General features: G+C 63.5%; 20 protein-coding genes. 9 read left to right on the plus strand and 11 right to left on the minus strand.

Translation table 11 applies throughout. The features are described from left to right. The first annotated feature begins 71 nt into the window (after positions 1-71). Together JJJ17_RS18930 and JJJ17_RS18935 are read left to right on the plus strand one after the other, a co-directional pair. Complete coding sequence (locus JJJ17_RS18930; protein ID WP_200689277.1) at positions 72-1,034, plus strand: AraC family transcriptional regulator; 963 nt, start codon at positions 72-74, stop codon at positions 1,032-1,034. 73 nt (positions 1,035-1,107) lie between these two features. Further along, positions 1,108-1,473, plus strand: coding sequence for a DUF983 domain-containing protein (locus JJJ17_RS18935; RefSeq protein ID WP_200689278.1), 366 nt, complete (start codon positions 1,108-1,110; stop codon positions 1,471-1,473). Here the strand turns inward: JJJ17_RS18935 and JJJ17_RS18940 are convergent, their stop codons facing one another. Then, positions 1,474-3,510 carry an NADH:flavin oxidoreductase gene (locus JJJ17_RS18940; RefSeq protein WP_200689279.1) on the minus strand — a complete coding sequence of 679 codons (2,037 nt, stop codon included), beginning with the start codon at positions 3,508-3,510 and terminating at the stop codon, positions 1,474-1,476. Between the two features lie 113 nt (positions 3,511-3,623). On the opposite strand from JJJ17_RS18940, the gene JJJ17_RS18945 reads away from it, so the two are divergent. Continuing rightward, positions 3,624-4,253, plus strand: a complete 630-nt coding sequence (locus JJJ17_RS18945) for a TetR/AcrR family transcriptional regulator (RefSeq protein ID WP_200689280.1) — start codon at positions 3,624-3,626, stop codon at positions 4,251-4,253. Next, a complete protein-coding gene (locus JJJ17_RS18950; protein ID WP_200689281.1) occupies positions 4,250-5,017 on the plus strand; it encodes a pyrroline-5-carboxylate reductase family protein in 768 nt (255 codons plus the stop codon). The genes JJJ17_RS18945 and JJJ17_RS18950 overlap by 4 nt, the downstream gene beginning before the upstream one ends. 93 nt (positions 5,018-5,110) lie before the next feature. On the opposite strand, the gene nadC is transcribed toward JJJ17_RS18950, so the two are convergent. The 4 genes from nadC to JJJ17_RS18970 form a co-directional block, all read right to left on the minus strand. Further along, a complete protein-coding gene (gene nadC, locus JJJ17_RS18955) occupies positions 5,111-5,968 on the minus strand; it encodes a carboxylating nicotinate-nucleotide diphosphorylase (protein WP_200689282.1) in 858 nt (285 codons plus the stop codon). Between the two features lies 1 nt (position 5,969). Next, positions 5,970-7,484, minus strand: a complete 1,515-nt coding sequence (locus JJJ17_RS18960; protein WP_200689283.1) for an L-aspartate oxidase — start codon at positions 7,482-7,484, stop codon at positions 5,970-5,972. After that, positions 7,481-8,452 carry a quinolinate synthase NadA gene (gene nadA / locus JJJ17_RS18965; protein WP_200689284.1) on the minus strand — a complete coding sequence of 324 codons (972 nt, stop codon included), beginning with the start codon at positions 8,450-8,452 and terminating at the stop codon, positions 7,481-7,483. Before nadA ends, JJJ17_RS18960 begins: the two co-directional genes overlap by 4 nt. Before the next feature lie 65 nt (positions 8,453-8,517). Then, positions 8,518-9,543: an NUDIX hydrolase gene (locus JJJ17_RS18970; RefSeq protein ID WP_325168841.1), complete on the minus strand. Its 1,026-nt coding sequence runs from the start codon at positions 9,541-9,543 to the stop codon at positions 8,518-8,520. 53 nt (positions 9,544-9,596) lie between these two features. On the opposite strand from JJJ17_RS18970, the gene kynA reads away from it, so the two are divergent. Together kynA and JJJ17_RS18980 are read left to right on the plus strand one after the other, a co-directional pair. Continuing rightward, positions 9,597-10,418 (plus strand): tryptophan 2,3-dioxygenase, encoded by an 822-nt coding sequence (gene kynA, locus JJJ17_RS18975; protein WP_200689289.1) that lies wholly within the window; start codon positions 9,597-9,599, stop codon positions 10,416-10,418. Then, on the plus strand, positions 10,415-11,131 hold the full coding sequence (locus tag JJJ17_RS18980) for a hypothetical protein (protein ID WP_200689290.1): 717 nt from the start codon (positions 10,415-10,417) through the stop codon (positions 11,129-11,131). The genes kynA and JJJ17_RS18980 overlap by 4 nt, the downstream gene beginning before the upstream one ends. Positions 11,132-11,309: 178 nt before the next feature. On the opposite strand, the gene JJJ17_RS18985 is transcribed toward JJJ17_RS18980, so the two are convergent. Both JJJ17_RS18985 and JJJ17_RS18990 read right to left on the minus strand, forming a co-directional pair. Beyond that, positions 11,310-12,020, minus strand: coding sequence for a GNAT family N-acetyltransferase (locus JJJ17_RS18985; protein ID WP_200689291.1), 711 nt, complete (start codon positions 12,018-12,020; stop codon positions 11,310-11,312). Next, positions 12,020-12,760, minus strand: a complete 741-nt coding sequence (locus tag JJJ17_RS18990; protein ID WP_200689292.1) for a competence/damage-inducible protein A — start codon at positions 12,758-12,760, stop codon at positions 12,020-12,022. Before JJJ17_RS18990 ends, JJJ17_RS18985 begins: the two co-directional genes overlap by 1 nt. A 103-nt stretch (positions 12,761-12,863) precedes the next feature. On the opposite strand from JJJ17_RS18990, the gene map reads away from it, so the two are divergent. Further along, entirely contained in the window at positions 12,864-13,661 is a 798-nt protein-coding gene (gene map / locus JJJ17_RS18995; RefSeq protein WP_200689293.1) for a type I methionyl aminopeptidase, read from the plus strand. A 28-nt stretch (positions 13,662-13,689) separates the two neighbouring features. Here the strand turns inward: map and JJJ17_RS19000 are convergent, their stop codons facing one another. Continuing rightward, entirely contained in the window at positions 13,690-14,220 is a 531-nt protein-coding gene (locus JJJ17_RS19000) for a YqgE/AlgH family protein (protein WP_407673381.1), read from the minus strand. Between the two features lie 195 nt (positions 14,221-14,415). Between JJJ17_RS19000 and JJJ17_RS19005 the strand changes: the two genes are divergently transcribed. Continuing rightward, the gene (locus tag JJJ17_RS19005; RefSeq protein ID WP_234464206.1) at positions 14,416-15,198 is read left to right on the plus strand and encodes a protein-disulfide reductase DsbD domain-containing protein; all 783 of its coding nucleotides are present in this window, start codon (positions 14,416-14,418) and stop codon (positions 15,196-15,198) included. Here the strand turns inward: JJJ17_RS19005 and JJJ17_RS19010 are convergent. The 3 genes from JJJ17_RS19010 to JJJ17_RS19020 are packed head-to-tail and all read right to left on the minus strand — an operon-like array spanning position 15,195 to position 17,305. Further along, positions 15,195-16,031: a uracil-DNA glycosylase gene (locus JJJ17_RS19010; protein ID WP_200689295.1), complete on the minus strand. Its 837-nt coding sequence runs from the start codon at positions 16,029-16,031 to the stop codon at positions 15,195-15,197. The two genes, JJJ17_RS19005 and JJJ17_RS19010, sit on opposite strands and share 4 nt — an antisense overlap. Positions 16,032-16,072: 41 nt before the next feature. Beyond that, a complete protein-coding gene (locus tag JJJ17_RS19015; protein ID WP_200689297.1) occupies positions 16,073-16,777 on the minus strand; it encodes a response regulator in 705 nt (234 codons plus the stop codon). 15 nt (positions 16,778-16,792) lie between these two features. Next, the gene (locus JJJ17_RS19020; RefSeq protein ID WP_234464207.1) at positions 16,793-17,305 is read right to left on the minus strand and encodes a MarR family winged helix-turn-helix transcriptional regulator; all 513 of its coding nucleotides are present in this window, start codon (positions 17,303-17,305) and stop codon (positions 16,793-16,795) included. A gap of 155 nt (positions 17,306-17,460) precedes the next feature. Here JJJ17_RS19020 and JJJ17_RS19025 point away from each other — a divergent pair, with 155 nt between their 5' ends. Next, positions 17,461-18,330, plus strand: a complete 870-nt coding sequence (locus tag JJJ17_RS19025) for a branched-chain amino acid aminotransferase (RefSeq protein WP_200689299.1) — start codon at positions 17,461-17,463, stop codon at positions 18,328-18,330. Positions 18,331-18,553: the final 223 nt, after the last annotated feature.

The following is an 18,553-nucleotide window of genomic DNA, read 5'->3' on the forward strand; positions in this document are numbered from 1 at the left end:
TTACGGGTGGAGGAAGGCCGTCCTGCTTATCTGGCTGGAAATCTCGGTCAAACCATGCCAGTTTATCCGCCATGTTTGATCGAAACACCGAATCTGCAGAAAGCCATGATGCCGTGACCGAGGTGCTGCTGGGCATGCGCCTGCGTGGCGCGCGCTATTGGCGGCTGCGGCTGTCGCCGCCTTTTGGCGTGGATTTCCCCCGTGGCGACGGTGCGCGCTTTCACTTCGTTGGTCAGGGAGAGGCGCTTTTGATCCTGCCGGGCCTGCCCCCGCGCCCAATGAAAGCCGGGGACGCGGTGCTGATCCCACGCGGCGAGCCGCATCAGATCCTGTCCGCCCCCCGCGTCGCCGCCCGTCATTTCGACAGCTACACGCCTGAAACCCGCTGCCCCTCTTTCGCCGAGATCAAGGATTGCGATGCCTCGGCCTGCCGGACGCGGGACACCACGATCCTGACCGGGGTGATGGAGCTTGATCTGGTCACCATGCATCCGCTGGTCGCCCTGATGCCCGAAGCGATGGCCGTCAGCGCCCTGCTAGAGCGTCAGCCGGAGATGCACGCGATCCTTGCCGCGATGGAGGTCGAGATGGCCGAGGACCGGCCCGGTTCCGCCGGGATTCTGGCGCGGCTTGCCGATGTGGTGGCGGCGCTGATCGTGCGCGGCTGGATCGAATGCGGCTGCGACAGCGCCTCTGGCGTGATCACCGCTTTGCGCGACCCGCGCCTTGCCCGCGTGCTGGTGGAACTGCACAAAGAGCCGGGCCGAGATTGGGATATTCCCGCCATGGCATCGCTGATGGGGGTGTCACGTTCGGCCTTCGCGGACCGCTTTGCTGCGGTCGTTGGGGTCAGCCCGCTGCGTTATGTGACCGATCTGCGCATGCGGATCGCGGCGGAATGGCTGACACGAGAGGGGCTGGCCGTCGCGACGGTGGCGCATCGGCTTGGCTATGGCTCGCAGGCGGCCTTTACCCGCGCATTCAAACGGGTAATCGGCGTTTCGCCGGGCAATATCCGCAAGCGGGCAGGCTAGGTGCAGCAAGATGCCGCATTCACCGCACCGCCCGCATGCCCCAGATGGGCGCTGAACCAGCAGAGGACAGACCATGTCTGACGAACGCGACAGCAGAACGGCGGTTCTTCGCGGGCTGATGAACCGCTGCCCGAATTGCGGCAAGGGGAAACTGCTGCGCGGCTATCTTGCCGTCTCGCCGGAATGCGACGATTGCAAGGCCCCGCTTAACCGCTATCCGGCGGCAGATGGCCCGGCCTTCTTCACCATGACCATCATGCTGCTGGTGCTGATCCCGCTTCTGGGCTTCACCTGGATCATCCTGCGACCGAGCCCGGTCATGCTGCTGACCATCGTCGGCACCATCACCGCGCTGTTGACGCTGATCCTGCTGCGCTTCGTCAAGGGTGCCTTTATCGGCTATCTCTGGGCGAAGAACGAGCAGGACCGGGGCGCCTGATCACAGATCCTTCGCCAACCGCAGCGCATCATAGATCGCCGCATGGGTATTCCGTGCGGCCACCGCATCGCCGATCCTGAACAACTGGAACCGCCCCTCGGGATTACGCCGCAGAGCCTGCGGCTTGCCCCCGATGAGATCGCCATAAGCAACCTCGCCCAGATTGGACGACATCGGCTTCAGATCGAAATAGAGATCGTCCAGCGGCAGCGTCCCATGATTGACGACAACCTGATCGAAGCTGCGTTCTTTCCTGACGCCGCCGTAATCGCTGCCGATCACCGCCCGCAATTCATTGCCGTCGCGCTGCACCTCTTCCAGCCGGAAGGTGACGGTGAAAGTCGCGTCCAGTTTCTGAAGCGAGCGCATATAGGGCACCAGGTTCATCGCCATCACCTCGGGCGCGAAGCTGCGGTCCGGTGTCATGATCTCGACCCGGCCGCCCGCCTTGGCGATGATTTCCGCCGCCTGCAGCCCGGCATGATCGCCCGCATCGTCATAGACCAGCACATTGCTGCCCGGTCGCACATCGCCCGAGATGATGTCCCATGACGAAACGACCAGATCATTGCCCGCCCGCAAGACCTCGGTATCCGGCAAGCCGCCGGTCGCGACGATCACCACATCGGGGTCCATCGCGGCAACGGTCTCTGCCTCGGCCCATGTGTCATAGTGAAAGCGCACCCCCGCCGCCTCGCACTGCGCCACACGCCAGTCGATGATCCCGATCATCTCTCGCCGCCGCTCGTTCTGCGCGGTCAGACGAATCTGCCCGCCCGGACGGTTCGCAGCCTCCAGCACGGTGACCTCATGCCCCCGCGCCGCACTGACCCGCGCGGCCTCAAGCCCCGCTGGCCCCGCGCCGATGATGACCACCTTCCGGGGCGTGTCGGCCTTTGGAATGTCGTGCGGCATGGTCAGTTCCCGCCCGGTGGCGGCATTGTGGATGCAATAGGCAGCGCCGCCCTGATAAATCCGGTCCAGACAATAGTTCGCCCCGACGCAGGGCCGGATGTCATCCTCGCGGCCCTCCAGAATCTTGCGCATGATATGCGGGTCGGTCATGTGCGCCCGCGTCATCCCGATCATGTCCACCTTGCCCGAGGCGATCGCATGCCGCGCCGTCGCCACATCCGGCACGCGGGCGGCATGAAAGGTCGGGAAATCCGTCGCCGCCCTGATCTGCCCGGCATAATCCAGATGCGGCGCGCTGGGCATGCCCTGAATCGGGATCACATCGGTCAGCCCCGGATCGGTATCGATATGCCCGCGCAGCACGTTCAGGAAATCGACCAGCCCGCTGTCCTTCAGCTTCCGCGACAGCGACAGCCCCTCTTCCGGGGTAGTCCCGCCCTCCAGCCGTTCATCGGTGGTGTAACGAACACCCAGCAGAAAATCTTCGCCCACCCGCGCACGGATCGCCCCCAGCACATCGAACAGGAACCGCACGCGATTGTCGAAATCGCCGCCATACGGCCCCTCAAGGCTGTTCGTCAGCGGCGAAATGAACTGATCCAGCAGATGCCCGTAAGCCTCAAGCTCGATCCCATCCAGCCCCGCCGCCTTCATCCGCTCTGCCGCATCGGCGAAATCACCAATGACGCGAGCGATATCCCAGTCTTCCATCTTCTTCGGAAAGGCCCGGTGCGATGCCTCTCGCGCATGCGACGGCGCCACGACCGGCAACCAGTCGCCCTTGTCCCACCGCGTCCGTCGCCCAAGATGGGTCAACTGAATCATCACCTTCGCGCCATGCTCGTGACATTCATCGACCAGATCGCGCATCCACGGAACGACCTCGTCCTTGTAGGCAAGGATGTTGTTGAACACCGGCGGGCTGTCCCGCGACACCGCCGCCGACCCCGCCGTCATCGTCAGCGCGATCCCGGCCTTTGCGCGTTCGACATGATAGGCGCGGTAGGCGGCCTTGGGCATGCCGTCCTCGGGATAGGCGGGCTCGTGCGAGGTGATCATCACCCGGTTTCGGAAGGTGACATGCTTGATTTGGAAGGGTTGCAACAGCGGATCGGCTGACATGACTGCTCTCATCGAAGAAAGTGGCTGGACCGAAGCTAAAGCCGTATGTACACTAGTGTCAACTGATTTGACGATAGTGTACATTCTTCGTTGTTCAAATACCGAAAGGCCCGATGGCAAACGACACGACATCAAAGGGTTCGCGCGACGCCTGGATCACTGCCGCCTATCAGGCGCTGATCGAACAGGGCGTTGACGCCGTCCGCATCGCCCCGCTGTCCAAGCGCCTGAAACTGGCCCGGACCAGCTTTTACTGGTTCTTCGAGGACCGTGAGACGCTGTTGCAGGCGCTTCTGGACCAGTGGAAAAAGAACACCGACGCCCTCACCAACCGCGCTGACGCCTATGCCGAAACCATTGTAGAGGCGGTGCTGAACGTGAACGATTGCTGGCTGGACCCCCGGCTTTTCGACGCCCAACTGGAATTCGCCGTCCGCAGTTGGGCGCTGCAATCCCCCGAAGTCGCGGCCCTGATCGAAGCCGCCGACGCCACGCGGATGGAATCACTGCGCCAGATGTTCCTGCGCTTCGGCTATGACGCCACGGCGGCGGATGTACGGTCGCGGACGATCTATCTGGTCCAGATCGGCTATATCTCGATGAACACGGTCGAGGACGTCGAGACCCGCATGCGCCGCATCCCGCAATATGTCGAAGCCTTCACCGGCAAGATTCCGGAACCGCGAGACATCGACCGCTTCAAAAGCCGCCACGGCCTTTTGGACAAAGGAGAACCGCAATGACCCGTATCGGCATTATCGGCGGCACCGGCTGGCTGGGCAGCGCTATCGCCCGCCGCGGCATCGCCGAAGGCGTCATCGATCCCGCACGCCTCTGGCTATCATCCCGCTCCCCGACCGAGGTGCCGCAGGGCGCGCACTGGACCGACGATAACGCAACGCTCATCGCCGAAAGCGATCTGGTCGTCCTCTCCGTCAGACCCGCCCAGTTCCGGCAGATGCAGATCGACCTGCAAGGCCGCCCGGCGCTTTCGGTCATGGCAGGCGTCTCCGCGACCGAGATCGCCCGCGCCACCGTCACCGCCCGCATCATCCGTGCCCTACCGAACGCGATGGCCGACAGCGGCATGTCATGGACGCCCTACTGGGCGACCGATCAGGCCGAAGCGCCCGAGATCGCCCTGACACAAAGCCTCTTCACCGCCTGCGGCACCGCCGAACGCGTCGAGGACGAAGCTCAGATCGACTATGCCGCCGCTCTCACCGGCTCGGGCACCGCCTTCCCGGCCCTTTTCGCGCAGGCAATGATCGATCACGCCATCGCGCAGGGCATGCCCGAGGACCGCGCCGCACGCGCTGTCCTCCACCTCCTGACTGCCGCCAGCCAACAGTTGCAGCAGGGCGGCGAAAGCCCGGCGCAGGTGGTCAAAGCGTTCACGGATTACGCTGGCACCACCGCCGCAGGCTTGAACGCGATGAAGGCAGCGGGTTTCACAGAGGCTGTCCACGCCGGCCTCTCAGCAGCCGCCGAAGCAGCAAAACCGTAAACGCCGACAGGTAAGCATCCGCCCGGAATCAAGGTGCCTGCAAGGCACCGCCGGGCATTGCCCACCCGCGGTCTGGCAATGCCCTCTGCTCTGTTACACAGCCGAGACGTAATCCAGCCCGATATCCAGAATCGGCGCCGAATGCGTCAGCCACCCGACCGAGATCAGATCGACCCCGCTTTGCGCAATCGCAGCGACCGTCTCGCGGTTGACCCCGCCCGAGGCTTCCGTGACCGCCCGCCCGCCGACGATGCCTACCGCCTCGCGCAACTGCACCGGGTTCATATTGTCCAACATGACCACATCCGCACCCGCCTGCATCGCCTCGCGAAGCTGATCCAGCGTGTCCACCTCGACCTCGATCTTGACCATGTGGCCGCCATTTCGCCGCGCCAGATCGATGGCCTTCGCCACCCCGCCGACGATGGCAATGTGATTGTCCTTGATCAGGATCGCATCCGACAAGGCAAAGCGATGATTGACCCCACCGCCGACGCGAACCGCATATTTCTCAAGCGTGCGCAGCCCCGGCGTGGTCTTGCGGGTATCGGCGATGGCCGCTTTCGTGCCCTTCACCGCCGCCACCATATCGGCGGTGGCCGAGGCGATGCCCGACAGGTGGCACAGGAAATTCAGCGCCGTCCGTTCCGCCGTCAGCAGGCTGCGGGACGGGCCGGTCACGGTGAAAATCCGCTCGCTCGGTGCGACCGTATCGCCATCCGCGACATTGCGCGTGAAGGTGCAGGACGGATCGACCAGCTCAAAAGCCAAGGCCGCCAGATCCAGCCCGGCAATCACGCCCGCAGCCCGCGTCTGCGCCGTCACGGTCGAGACATGATCCGCCGGGATCACCGCCAGCGAGGTCAGATCGCCCGCAAGCCCCAGATCTTCGGCCAGTGTCGCGCGCACCGCGTCTTCGATCATCAGACGCGGCAAAGGGGTGATCGGCATTTCAGGCGCTCCTGACAAGGCGGGTTTGGGTCAGCAGACGCGCCGACCTAAGAATATCGTCCAGCACCATCCGGCGACGGCTTGGCCGCGCCACCTGCGCCGGGAAATCAAGGCGCGAATGGGCGCCCCGCGACTCGTCGCGCAATGCGGCAAAGGTAGCGATGGACAGCGCGACGATGGCCGCGTCATCCCCCATCGGCAGCAGTTCCGACATCGCCTGCCGCAACGAAGCCCCGTCGCGGACGATGCCCAGATGCCGCGACACAATCCCGCGCACCGCTTGGGTATGCGCCGCCTCGGGCAACTCGATCCCTTTGGGCGCAGGCGCAAGCGGGCGGGTCCGGGTTGCGGCGATGCTTTCCGCCGCGCGCATGCCGACAACCGCGCCTTCCAGCAGCGAGTTGCTGGCCAGCCGGTTCGCGCCATGCAACCCGGTCGAGGCGCATTCGCCCACCGCCCAAAGCCCCGGCAACGTCGTGCGCCCCTTCGTATCGGTCCAGATCCCGCCCATATGGTAATGAACGGCGGGCCGCACCGGGATCGCATCCCGCGCCGGATCAAGCGCCGCCGCTGCGCAAAGCCGCGCAATGCCGGGAAAGCGGACCGCAAAACGATCCCCAAGCGCCTGCCGCGCATCAAGGAACACCCGCCTGCCGTCGGCGATCTGCTGATGAATGGCGCGCGCCACCACATCGCGCGGCGCAAGCTCTGCCCCCGGCTGATCGGCCATGAAGCGTTCGCCCCGGTCGTTCAGCAGGATCGCCCCTTCGCCCCGCACCGCCTCGCTGATCAGGGTCACACGCCCCTGCCCAAGCGCCAAAGCGGTCGGATGAAACTGCACGAACTCCATATCCGCCAGCGCCGCCCCGGCACGCGCCGCCATCGCCACGCCCTGCCCGAAATTCGAAACCGGGCTGGTGGTGGTGTCGTAAAGCCCGCCGATGCCGCCGGTCGCCATGACCACCTGCGAGGTCAGCAGAACCTCGGCCCGGCCATCACGCGCCAGCAGCACGCCGCTGATCTGCCCATCCCGGGTCAGCAACCGGCGCACCTGCGCCCCGGCCAGCACCGTGATCGACGGGCAGGTCAGCACCGCCGCCACCAAGGCCCGCGAAATCTCGGCCCCGGTCCCGTCCCCTGCCGCGTGCAGAATGCGATGATGGGCATGCGCGGCCTCGAGCCCGAAACTGAAGCCCGACGCGCCGCGATCAAACCGGACACCATGCCGCACCAGCATTGCAATCGCGTCCGGGGTTCCGCGCAAAATCCGCTCAACCACCGGCGCATCGCAAAGCCCGTCGCCTGCCGCCAGCGTATCCGCGATATGCGATTCCACACTGTCACCCTCGGCCAAAGCCGCCGCGATCCCGCCCTGCGCCAAAGCGGTCGAGCTCGCCTCGCCCAGACCCGCCTGCGTGATCAGCACCACCGGGCGCGGTGCCAGTTCAAGCGCCGTCACCAGCCCGGCAATGCCGCTGCCGATGACCGCGACCCTCCCGGCCAGCGCGCCGTTCATACCTCCAGCATCCGTTCAACCGCCCGCCGCGCCGCGCCCGCAATCGCAGGATCGACGGTGACTTCATGGCGGTTCTGTTCCAGCGCGGTGCGGATGTTCGACAGGCTGATCCGCTTCATGTGGGGGCACAGATTGCAGGGCCGGATGAATTCTACATCCGGGTGATCCGCCGCCACGTTATCGCTCATCGAGCATTCGGTCAGCAGCACGATCCGGGGCGGTTTGTGCTGCCCGACATAATCCGACATCACCGCCGTCGAGCCGGAAAAATCCGCAGCCTCGACCACCTCTGGCGGGCATTCGGGATGCGCCAGCACGATTGCGCCCGGATAGGAATCCCGCATTTCCTGAATATCGGCGGGGGTGAACCGCTCATGCACCTCGCAATGGCCACGCCATGCGATCAGTTCCACATGCGTGTCGCGCGCCACGTTCTGCGCCAGATATTCATCGGGCAGCATCAGCACCCGCGGCACGCCCAGCGATTCCACCACCTGCTTGGCATTGCCCGAGGTGCAGCAGATATCCGATGCAGCCTTCACCGCCGCCGAGGTGTTCACGTAAGTCACCACCGGCACCCCCGGATGCGCCTGCCGCAGCAGCGCAATATCCTCGGGCGTGATCGAATCGGCCAGCGAGCATCCTGCCCCCATATCCGGGATCAGCACGGTCTTTTCCGGGTTCAGCAGCTTCGCCGTCTCGGCCATGAAATGCACACCGGCCAGCACGATCACATCGGCCTGAACATCGATCGCCTTCCGCGCCAGCGCCAAACTATCCCCGACAATATCGGCAACCCCATGAAAAATTTCGGGCGTTTGGTAATTATGGGCAAGGATCACAGCGTTCCGTTCGCGCTTCAGACGGTGGATCGCTTCGATATCGTCCTCATACATCATCCAGTCGGGCTGCGGGATGATCTTGCGAACGCGATCATAGAGGTCGGGCAGGCGCAGGGCTGACGTCATCACATCCTCCTTTATACTCGATTCGAGTATATCAAGGACGGATTTATACTCGCCCTGAGATTATGTCAAACCTTTATCGGCAACCGGGTGCCGGAAAGCGCCCGCGCCTCGACCACGGCGCGGCGATAACGGAACAGCATGGCCGGGCGACCCCGCGCTTCGGTGGTGGTCTCGCCGGTCTCTTCGATCAGTTCCTGCTGATCGACCTGACGCCGGAAATTGGGCTTGTGCAGGCGCAACCCCACCAGCGCCTCGACCGTCCGCTGAAGCTGCAAAAGGGTGAAACTGTCCGGCATGATCTCGAACGCGACGGGGCGATATTTGATCTTGGCGCGCAGGCGGGCAATCCCGGTCGCCAGAATGCGGCGGTGATCGCCCTGCATCGGACGACCGAAGGCCGGGGCTTCCGGCGCGCCCGCCTCGGGGATCAGACCAGCCTCGAACATCAGCTCATAGCGCTGCAGAACCAGATCCTCGTTCCACGGCAAACCGTTTTGCCCAAAAGCGAAATCGATGCGCTGATCGCGGTCGGGATCGCTTTCGGCCCAACCGCGCAACCCTTGCAGGATCTGCGCCAGCCCGGCGGGATCGCCTTCGCGCCGATCCTCCCACGGGAAATATTCGTGCCAGCCATGCCATTCCGGCTGTCCCGCCCCCGGCGCGGCCTGTTCGCGAACCAGCCCCAGATAGCTGATCGAGATCCGCCTTGCGCCGGTCACCGAACCCGGATCACGGTCGCTGTCGGCAAAGGTATAAAGCTGCTCCAGAAAGCCCACCGGATGCCCGGTCTGGCTTTCGATCCAGTCGCGCAAGCCGACCTGAAGGCTGCGATGCGAGGATTCGAACGGCCCCGAGGGCAGCGCCTTGCCCGCATCGACCGTCATCACCCGAGGCTCATCCCCCGTCACGGCGGCCAGCACCGCGATCAGTTCGGCATGGGCAAATCCCGTCGTCACGTTCCAGCCTTTCGTCTTTTCCAAAGGCTTAGCACGAAGCGGATCGGCGTCCAATCGGGCGGCGGCTGATGCCGTCGCGTCAAGGTGGCGCGGCGCCCGGCCACCCATGCCGGACGGGGATCCATAGACCCGCACCACGATCCGTCCTAAACAATCTCTACCGCTCACCAATAAGGCAGGCCAAGATCATGAGCTATGATCCCTCCAAGGAAGGCGCGCAGATGTCGTTTCAAGGGCGCATGTCCTATGGCGACTATCTTGGCCTCGACAAGATCCTGACCGCGCAGCACCCGCTGTCGCAGGCGCATGACGAATTGCTGTTCATCGTCCAGCACCAGACCAGCGAGCTTTGGATGCGCCTTGCCCTGCACGAGATGAACGCCGCCCGCGACCGGATCGAGGCCGGCGACCTGCAACCCGCCTTCAAGATGCTGGCCCGCGTCGCCCGGATCATGGAACAATTGAACAGCGCATGGGACGTTCTGCGCACGATGACGCCCAGCGAATATACCGAGTTTCGCGAAAGCCTTGGCCAAAGCAGCGGCTTTCAGTCCTACCAATACCGGATGATCGAATTCGTCGCGGGCAATCGCAACATGGCGATGCTTGGCCCGCATCAGCACCGCACCGAACTGGCCGCGCCCCTGCTGGCCGAGGTCGAACGCCCCTCGCTTTACGACACCGTCACCGGCCGCCTGCGGGCGGCGGGCTTCGATGTTCCCGCGCGCGAAAAACTGGACGAGCCGCACCATCCGGATCCCAAAGCCCGCGCCGCATGGGCCGAGGTCTATCGCGATCCACGCCGCTATTGGGAGCTTTACGAGCTTGCCGAAAAGCTGGTGGATTTCGAGGATTACTTCCGCCGCTGGCGCTTCAACCATGTCACCACGGTCGAACGGATCATCGGCTTCAAACGCGGTTCGGGCGGCACGTCGGGGGTGAACTACCTGCGCAAGATGCTGGACGTGGTGCTGTTCCCCGACCTCTGGGAACTGAGGACAGAACTATGATCCGCGCCGCCGCCTTCGCCATCTGCTGCGCCACACCCGCGCTTGCCACACCGCCCGACATAATCGGCGTCACGGACCAGCTTTTCGGCATCAGCGCAGATAGCATCTTTGTCTTGCGCCATGTCTTTGACAATCACGGCGTCCATGAACAGGAACAACGCGATCTGCTGTTGGTCGTTCTTGATCGCAAAACGCGGGCCGAGACCATCTGGCCGGTCTATCGCGCCCGCAACGGCGCTGATTATGAGCGCGACGCCGATCTGGACCGGCGCTACCGCATCGCCCCGATCGACCTCGACGATCAAATCGACCCTTACGCCAAACTGCGAGAGGCAGAGGGGATCCCGATCGGACCGTCATGGATCCCCGACGGACACGAAGCGACGATTCAGATGTCCGGCGATCTGGTGACACTCACCGACGAAGACGGGAAACGTTTTGGACAGGACGAGACCAGCTTGCACAAGCAACGCCTTGCCGCGCTGATACGGACGGGCGAGACGCTCGGTGATTATGGGCGCATGAACGGGCTCACCATCACCGACCTGCTGATCGGGATGGACTACTGGCAGGAAAGCTGCGCCTACACCGACGGTTTCCGCTTCGAAAGAATGCTGGGTTCGGCCCCGACCGCAATGATCCGGGCCAGTTGCACCGATGGCGCGGAAGGTCAGGAATGGTCGCTCATTACGCTGCTGCCGCCGATGAAGTAATCCGCCGCCACCCCCACGCAACACCCACCCTTCGCAAGCGGTGTACAGGCTGTGCATCTTCTGTGCATGCGCGGTGTACGCTCTGTGCAGCCAAATCCCCAGCATTTGCTGAAGATCCAGCACAGTCGCTTCTTCGTTGCTTAAATACCGATTGCAACGCCCGCAGCCCGTTGCGCGCTCAGTCTTTCTCGTAATACCCGTAACCCGCAACCTCGCCAAACCCGAGACTGCGATAAAGCGCCTGCGCACTGGTATTCGCCCGGCTGACCGCCAGCCCCACCCGGTCGGCACCATGCTCTGCCGCCCAGAATCCGGCCTGCCGCATCATCCACCCGGCCAGCCCGCGCCGCCGCCAATCCGGCAGCACCTCGACCGCATGAACCATCGCAACACCTTGATGTACCGCAACAAATCCCGCACCGGCAGCGCGATCCTCGATCCGTCCCAGCAGCGCAACTTTCGGCTCGGCCACGCGCTCCATCACCGCCTGCCGCGCCGGGTTGATATTGCCCGCGCCCCAGATATCCCGCTGAATCGCCAAAGGCGGCCAGATCGCAAAGGCCGTCACCGGCGGCACCGGCTGGCTGGTCAGCACCTCGACCGGCGCGGCCATGATCAGCGTCGGCGTGTCCAGCCGATACCCCTGCCCGGTCAGCGCCGCGACAAGAGCCGCATCGGCATCCAGCACCCGAAACATCGGCTTCTGTCCCCAGTCCCGATGAACCTCTGCCGCCGCCAATATATCCTTTTCCGTCCAGTCACTTACCGCGCGCGCCGAACTGACCCGACCGCCCGCGCCCAGGCCCCGGCCCACGCGAAACCCGCCCACATCTACATATTCAGCGGCAGGCCATGTCGCCTCGAAAGCCTCGGCAATCGCGCGGTCCATCACAGACCTAACCGCTGCTTGAGAACCGTCATCCCCTCGGCCACGCGCGCCTCATCCAGACCGCGCACGACCAGATTGGTGCCCCATCCATCCGCGTCGTTGAACGGGTAAGAGCCGAAGGACAGATCCGCATATTCCGAGGCAACCGCCAGCAAATCCTCGGCCACCTCGCTTTCGCCGCGCCTGACCTCGACCGACAGCGACTGCACCGGACGCCCCACTGGCAGACGCGGGATCAGCCAATCGACCATGCCGCGAAAGACCTCGGGCACTCCCGCCATCACATGCGTATTGCCGATGGAAAAGCCCGGAGCGGCCGAAACTGCGTTCAAAATCAACGTCGCACCCACCGGCACCCGTGCCATGCGCAGCCGGTTCGGCGTCAGTTCGGTCCCCATCCGGTCGCAGCGCGCCTGCAACAAGGCCCGTGCCTCGGGGTCGATCTCGGCCCTGGTGCCATGCGCCTTGGCCACGGCATCGGCGGTGATGTCGTCATGCGTCGGCCCGATCCCGCCCGAGGTGAACAGCAGATCATAGGCGCCGCCAAGGCTCGAATCCAACGCCTGCACCGCCGCCACGATCTGGTCGGTATCGTCCGAGACCACGCGAATCTCGCGCAGATCGATGCCGGTCGCGGTCAGCACCTGCGCCAGATGATGGGCGTTCCCTTCGCGCGTGCGACCCGACAGGATCTCATCGCCGATGACCAGAATTGCCGCTGTCGGATTGTCGGATTGCATCGCTTTATCCCCCGCCATGTTCCCCGATCTTCTACGCCCCGACGCGGGACTGGAACAAGTGGCGTTCCGGGACTATCTATGCTTCCAGATGAAAGGACCAGCAATGGATCAGAGCCAAATCACCAAGGAAGGCATCCGCATTCACCCCGCCGAGGATTTCGCCGGGATGCGAAAGGCGGGTGCGATGGCGTCGCAAATCCTTGACGAGGTTGGCCCGCTGGTTCAGCCCGGCACGACGACCGGCGTGCTGGACGATTATATCCGCAACCGGGTGGAAGAGCTTGGCGCGACCTCGGCCACGATCGGCTATCGCGGTTATCAGCATGCAAGCTGTATCAGCGTGAACCACGTCGTCTGTCACGGCATTCCGGGCGAAAAGGCGCTTCAGAACGGCGATATCCTGAATATCGACGTGACGGTGATCGTCGATGGCTGGTTCGGCGATACCAGCCGGATGTATGTCGCGGGCAAGCCCTCGGTCAAATCGCAGCGGCTGATTCAGGTCACCCACGATTCGCTGATGAAGGGGATCGAGGTGGTCCGCCCCGGCGCGACCTTTGGCGATGTCGGTGCCGCGATTCAGACCTATGCCGAGGGGCATCGCATGTCGGTGGTCCGCGATTTCTGCGGGCATGGGCTGGGCCGGGTGTTCCACGCCCCGCCAAACGTGCTGCATTTCGGCCGTGCGGGCAAAGGCCCCGTGCTGGAAGAAGGTATGTTCTTCACCATCGAGCCGATGATCAATCTGGGCCGCCCGGAAACCAAGGTGTTGGCCGATGACTGGACGGCGGTGACGCGCGACCGTTCGCTGTCGGCGCAGTTCGAACATTCCATCGGCGTGACGGCAAACGGGTTTGAAATCTTCACCCCGTCGGACAAGTTCTTCCCGGTATTCGATTAAGGCTCTTGAAGCGGCGGGCTATGCGCGTTCAGGCGCGACCTGCCGCCCCCGACAGAACCGACGGATCGATACCCTGTGCCAGCAAGGCCCGCTGCCATTTGTCGTCATGTGAGGCGTCGAAGATGATTTCATCCGCACCCTCGCCGGTCAGCCAGCCATTCTGCAACATCTCATTCTCAAGCTGGCCCGGCCCCCAACCGGCATAACCAAGCGCCAGCACCGCAGCATCCGGCCCGGCACCATGCGCCAGATCCTCAAGAATATCGCGGGTGGTGGTCATGGCCAGCGCGCTGCCGATCCGCAGGCGGCCTTCGGGATCGTTGCCATGTTCGGGCACCTTATGCAGCACAAAGCCACGCCCCGGCTCGACCGGACCACCAAAGCGCACCTCGATCCGGCGGACGCGGTTATCGGTCTCGATCCCAAGCTGTTCCAGAAGATCGCCGAAGTCGATCTCGGGCAAAGGGCGGTTCAGGACCAGCCCCATGGCACCCTCATCGGAATGCGAACAGATCAGGATGACCGAGCGGCGGAAGCGCGCATCGGTCATTCCCGGCATCGCGATCAGAAGTTTGCCGGTAAGATTGCCATCAGCCGGCCCTTGGCCATCGGGATCATGGAAATCGGAAAATTCGGGGCTACTGCTCATTTGGCCTCCTTTCCCTCAAGATCGGTCCTCAATGCCAATGTTGCAAGTGCCGCGCGTGTTTGTGACTTCATCCGTGCCCAGAGAACCGCTATGCAGGCACCCATGATGCGCGCCATACCCCTGATTGCCGGACTTTTTCTGACGGTGCTGCCTGCATTCGGGCAGGATTTGCCGCCGGGGCTGGTTGCTGCCCGAATGCTGCCCGGCTGGACCGAGCCGGATGGCAGCAGGATGGCCGCAATCGAGCTGGAGCTACAGCCCGGCTGGAAAACCTATTGGCGCAGTCCAGGGGATAGCGGCCTGCCGCCCAGTTTCGACTGGGACGCATCGAAGAATCTGGCCGATGTAACCTTCCACTGGCCCGCGCCGCAGGCGATCCGCTCGGGCGATTCGCTGACGATGGGCTATCATGACCGGCTGGTCCTGCCCTTTACCGCCCATCCCGTTGATCCTGCACAACCCGTTGAACTATCTGCCAAGATGGATCTGGGTCTTTGCGAGAACATCTGCGTCCCCGCGCATGTCGAGATTGCTGCCGACGACGCCGCCACTGCACCTGACCCCAAGATCACCGCCGCATTGGACAGCGTCCCCGAGCCGGTGGCACAAAAGCCGGTTTGCCGGGTCGAGGATATCGAGGACGGCGTCCGCGTCAGTGTGACCCTGCCCGATGAGAAGGTCGAACTGGCCGCGATGGAGCTGAAAGGTCAGCCGAAAATCTGGGTGTCAGGGACCGATATAATTGAGAATGCCGACGGCGCGATTGCCACGGCCGATTTCGTCCCCCCCAACGGCGCGCCCTTTCCGCTGGACCCTGCATTGCTGACGATGACAGTGATCGGCCCTGACGGGGCGGTGGAAATGCAAGGCTGTTTGCAGGACGACTAGCGCCCCTGCCCGTCCAGTCGCGCCGATAGCGACAGCAAATCCGCCCATGCCTCGCGCTTTGCCGGGGCATTTCGCAGCAGATAGGCCGGATGCGTCATTGGCAGCGCGGGACGTCCGAAGGCCTCGGTCCAGTTGCCGCGCAGGCGCAGGATGCCACGGCGGCCAAGTGCCGCCTGACAGGGGATATTGCCCATCAACACGATCAGATCGGGCGCCGCCAGTTCGATATGGCGGCGGACAAAGGGCATGCTGACGGCGATTTCCTCGGGGCTTGGGTCGCGATTGCCGGGGGGACGCCATGTCAGAACATTGGTGATATAGATCGCCTTTTCGGCATCGACCGCCTGCCGCGACAGACCGATTGCATCAAACATCCGATCCAGCAACTGCCCGGCGCGTCCGACAAAGGGACGGCCCTGCCGATCCTCTTCATCGCCCGGCGCCTCGCCCAAGATCAGCACCCGCGCACCGGGATTGCCGTCTGCGAAACAGAAGTTGCGCGCACCTTTCTTCAGTTCGATCCCGTCAAAACCCTCTTGCGCCGCGGCCAATTGATCCAGCGTTTCGGCACCCGCGGCCAGCGCCTCTGCGGTGGCGACATGGGCAGCGGCGTCCTCTGCCGGATCAGCAACGGGGCGGGCTGGCGTCGGTGCCTGAAGCTCCAACGGCAGGGGCGGCGCAGTTTCCGCCTTGGGCCGCGCCGCAATCTCGAACCGATCGACGGGCATGTCGAGTATCGGTTCGTCCACGCCCATCTCGCCCTGCCATTCCAGCAACGCCAGCGCGGTATCGGCATCAATATCGATGCCCTGATATGTGGGATTGGAGTCCATCTTGGCCTGCAAACTAAGCGCGGCCCGGCTGTCGGGCAAGCCTAGTCTGTCATCAACATATAGCCGGTGCCGCGCACGGTCTGCAGAAAGCGCGGCTCTTTCGGGTCAACCTCCAGCTTCCGGCGCAGGCGGGTGATCTGCACGTCGATGGCGCGCTCAGAGTTTTCGCTTTCATCGCCGCCGCCACGTCCCAGATCCTCAATCAGATCCATTCGGCTGACCGGCTGGCCCCGGCTGGCTGCCAGTCGGCGCAGCAGCGCCTGTTCGGTGCCGGTCAGACGGACATGGCTTTCGCCCTGCCACAATTCACCCTTCTCGACATCGTAACGCAGCATGCCAAGCGTCAGGAATTTCGGCTGGCTCGCCTCGGCCACGGGAACGCGGCGAAGGATCGCGGCGATCCGCAGCAACAGCTCTCGCGGCTCGAACGGTTTTGGCAGATAGTCGTCGGCACCACTTTCGAGACCCGAGATACGGTCTTCGGTCTCGCCCTTCGCGGTCAGCAGCAGGATCGGCGTCTGCAGTTTCTGACGCAGGGCGCGGGTCAGCGAGATACCATCTTCGCCGGGCATCATGACATCAAGCACGATCAGATCGAACTCCAGCCCCGACAGCAGCCGCCGCGCCTGCATGGCGTCGCGGGCGGTGGTGATCATGTAGCCGTTCTTGCGCAGGAATTTCCCCAGCAGCGCACGAATACGTTCATCGTCATCGACGACAAGGATATGCGCGTCCTGTTGGGTCATTCTGGCCTCGGAAGGTTATTCGGGCAAATCTTTCATTGCCTGATACTGCGAGCGCGTCTCGGGGTCCATCATCGCTTCAAGCACCTGACGAAAACCGCCGACGGCTTGCGGGCCCGCATTGCGATAGGCCGACCGCATCCGCGCCCGCTGCGCCTCGGACAGGCGACGTTCCAGCGCAGTGCCTTTCTCGGTCAGATATAGCTGACGCTCGCGCCGGTCGCGGCGTCCGACGCGGCTTTCGACCAGCCCGTCATCGATCAGCGTGCGCAACACCCGGTTCAGCGATTGCTTGGTCACGCCCAGCACCGCCAGAAGCGAGGTCACCGTCAGGCCCGGATCGCGATTGATGAAATGGACCGCGCGGTGATGGGCGCGCCCGTAATCCATATCGGCAAGGATCAGGTCCGGGTCGGCGGTGAAGGCGCGATAGGCAAAGAACATCGCCTCGATGCCCTTGCGCAACTGATCGTCGGTGAGAAACAGCAGATCCTCGGGGACCATGGGCTGAATTCGCAGTTTCTCGGCCATCGGGCATCCTTTCGCATCATGCTGCGGGTATAGGGCAGTGTTGTTGACTTTCTACGAATCGATTGCTAGCCGTCAAGGGCATTGCGCAATAAATGGACCGTTTTCGAAAGGGTCGCGCAAGAATCATAAAACTTTTGGGGCTGATGGAGAAAAAGATGACAGCGGCATATGATGATCGCGACGGCAAAATCTGGCTGGATGGGGCGCTGGTCGATTGGCGTGACGCGAAGGTCCATATCCTCACCCATGCTTTGCACTATGCCAGCTCGGTATTCGAGGGCGAGCGGTGCTATGACGGGAAGGTCTTCAAGGGTCACGAACATTCGCTGCGGCTGATCGAATCGGGTCGTTTGCTGGAGATGGAAGTCCCCTATTCCGCCGAAGAAATCGATGCGGCGAAAGAGGCTGTGCTGAAGGCTAATGGCCTTGAAAACGCTTATCTTCGCGTCGTTGCGTGGCGTGGCTCGGGGCTGGATATGGGGGTTTCGGCCCGGCGCAATCCGGTGCGGATGGCGGTCGCGGCGTGGGAATGGGGCAGCTATTACGGCGATGCGAAATGGCAGGGCGCCAAGCTGGACGTGGCCAGGTGGAAGCGGCCCAGCCCGGACACGATCCCGACCGCAGCCAAGGCCGCCGGGCTGTATATGATCTGCACGATGTCGAAACATGCGGCTGAGGCGAAGGGTTATTCGGACGCTCTGTTCATGGATTGGCGGGGCTATGTGGCCGAGGCGACGGGGGCAAATATCTTTTTTGTCAAGGACGGCGAGGTGCATACGCCGCTGGCCGATGCGATCCTTAACGGGATCACCCGGCAGACCGTGATCCAGATGCTGAAGGATCAAGGGGTTACGGTGCATGAGCGCCATATCAAGCCCGAGGAACTGGACGGCTTTCAGGAATGCTGGCTGACCGGATCGGCGGCAGAGGTGACGCCGGTGGGGCAGATCGGCGACTGGCATTTTCAGGTCGGGCAAATGACCCGTAAAGTCGCCGAGGATTACGAGAAGCTGGTTCGGGCCTGAACCGCGTCCCATTTTGGGCGGGACGCAACGGGTGCGGGCGTTGCAATCGGTATTTTTGCAACGAAGAAATCGCAAGCTCGGTTTAGCCAGCAAAAGCTGGGGAATTGGCGGCACAACCCGTTCACCGCCGATGCACCGGGCGTGCACAGGCTGTACACAGCTTGCGCACGGTGGTGTTGCGTCCCGCCAGTTTCAGGGCCGAAGGATGTGGCGGGGAACGGAG

It is taken from the genome of Paracoccus caeni (assembly GCF_016629665.1).
GTDB lineage: Bacteria > Pseudomonadota > Alphaproteobacteria > Rhodobacterales > Rhodobacteraceae > Paracoccus > Paracoccus caeni.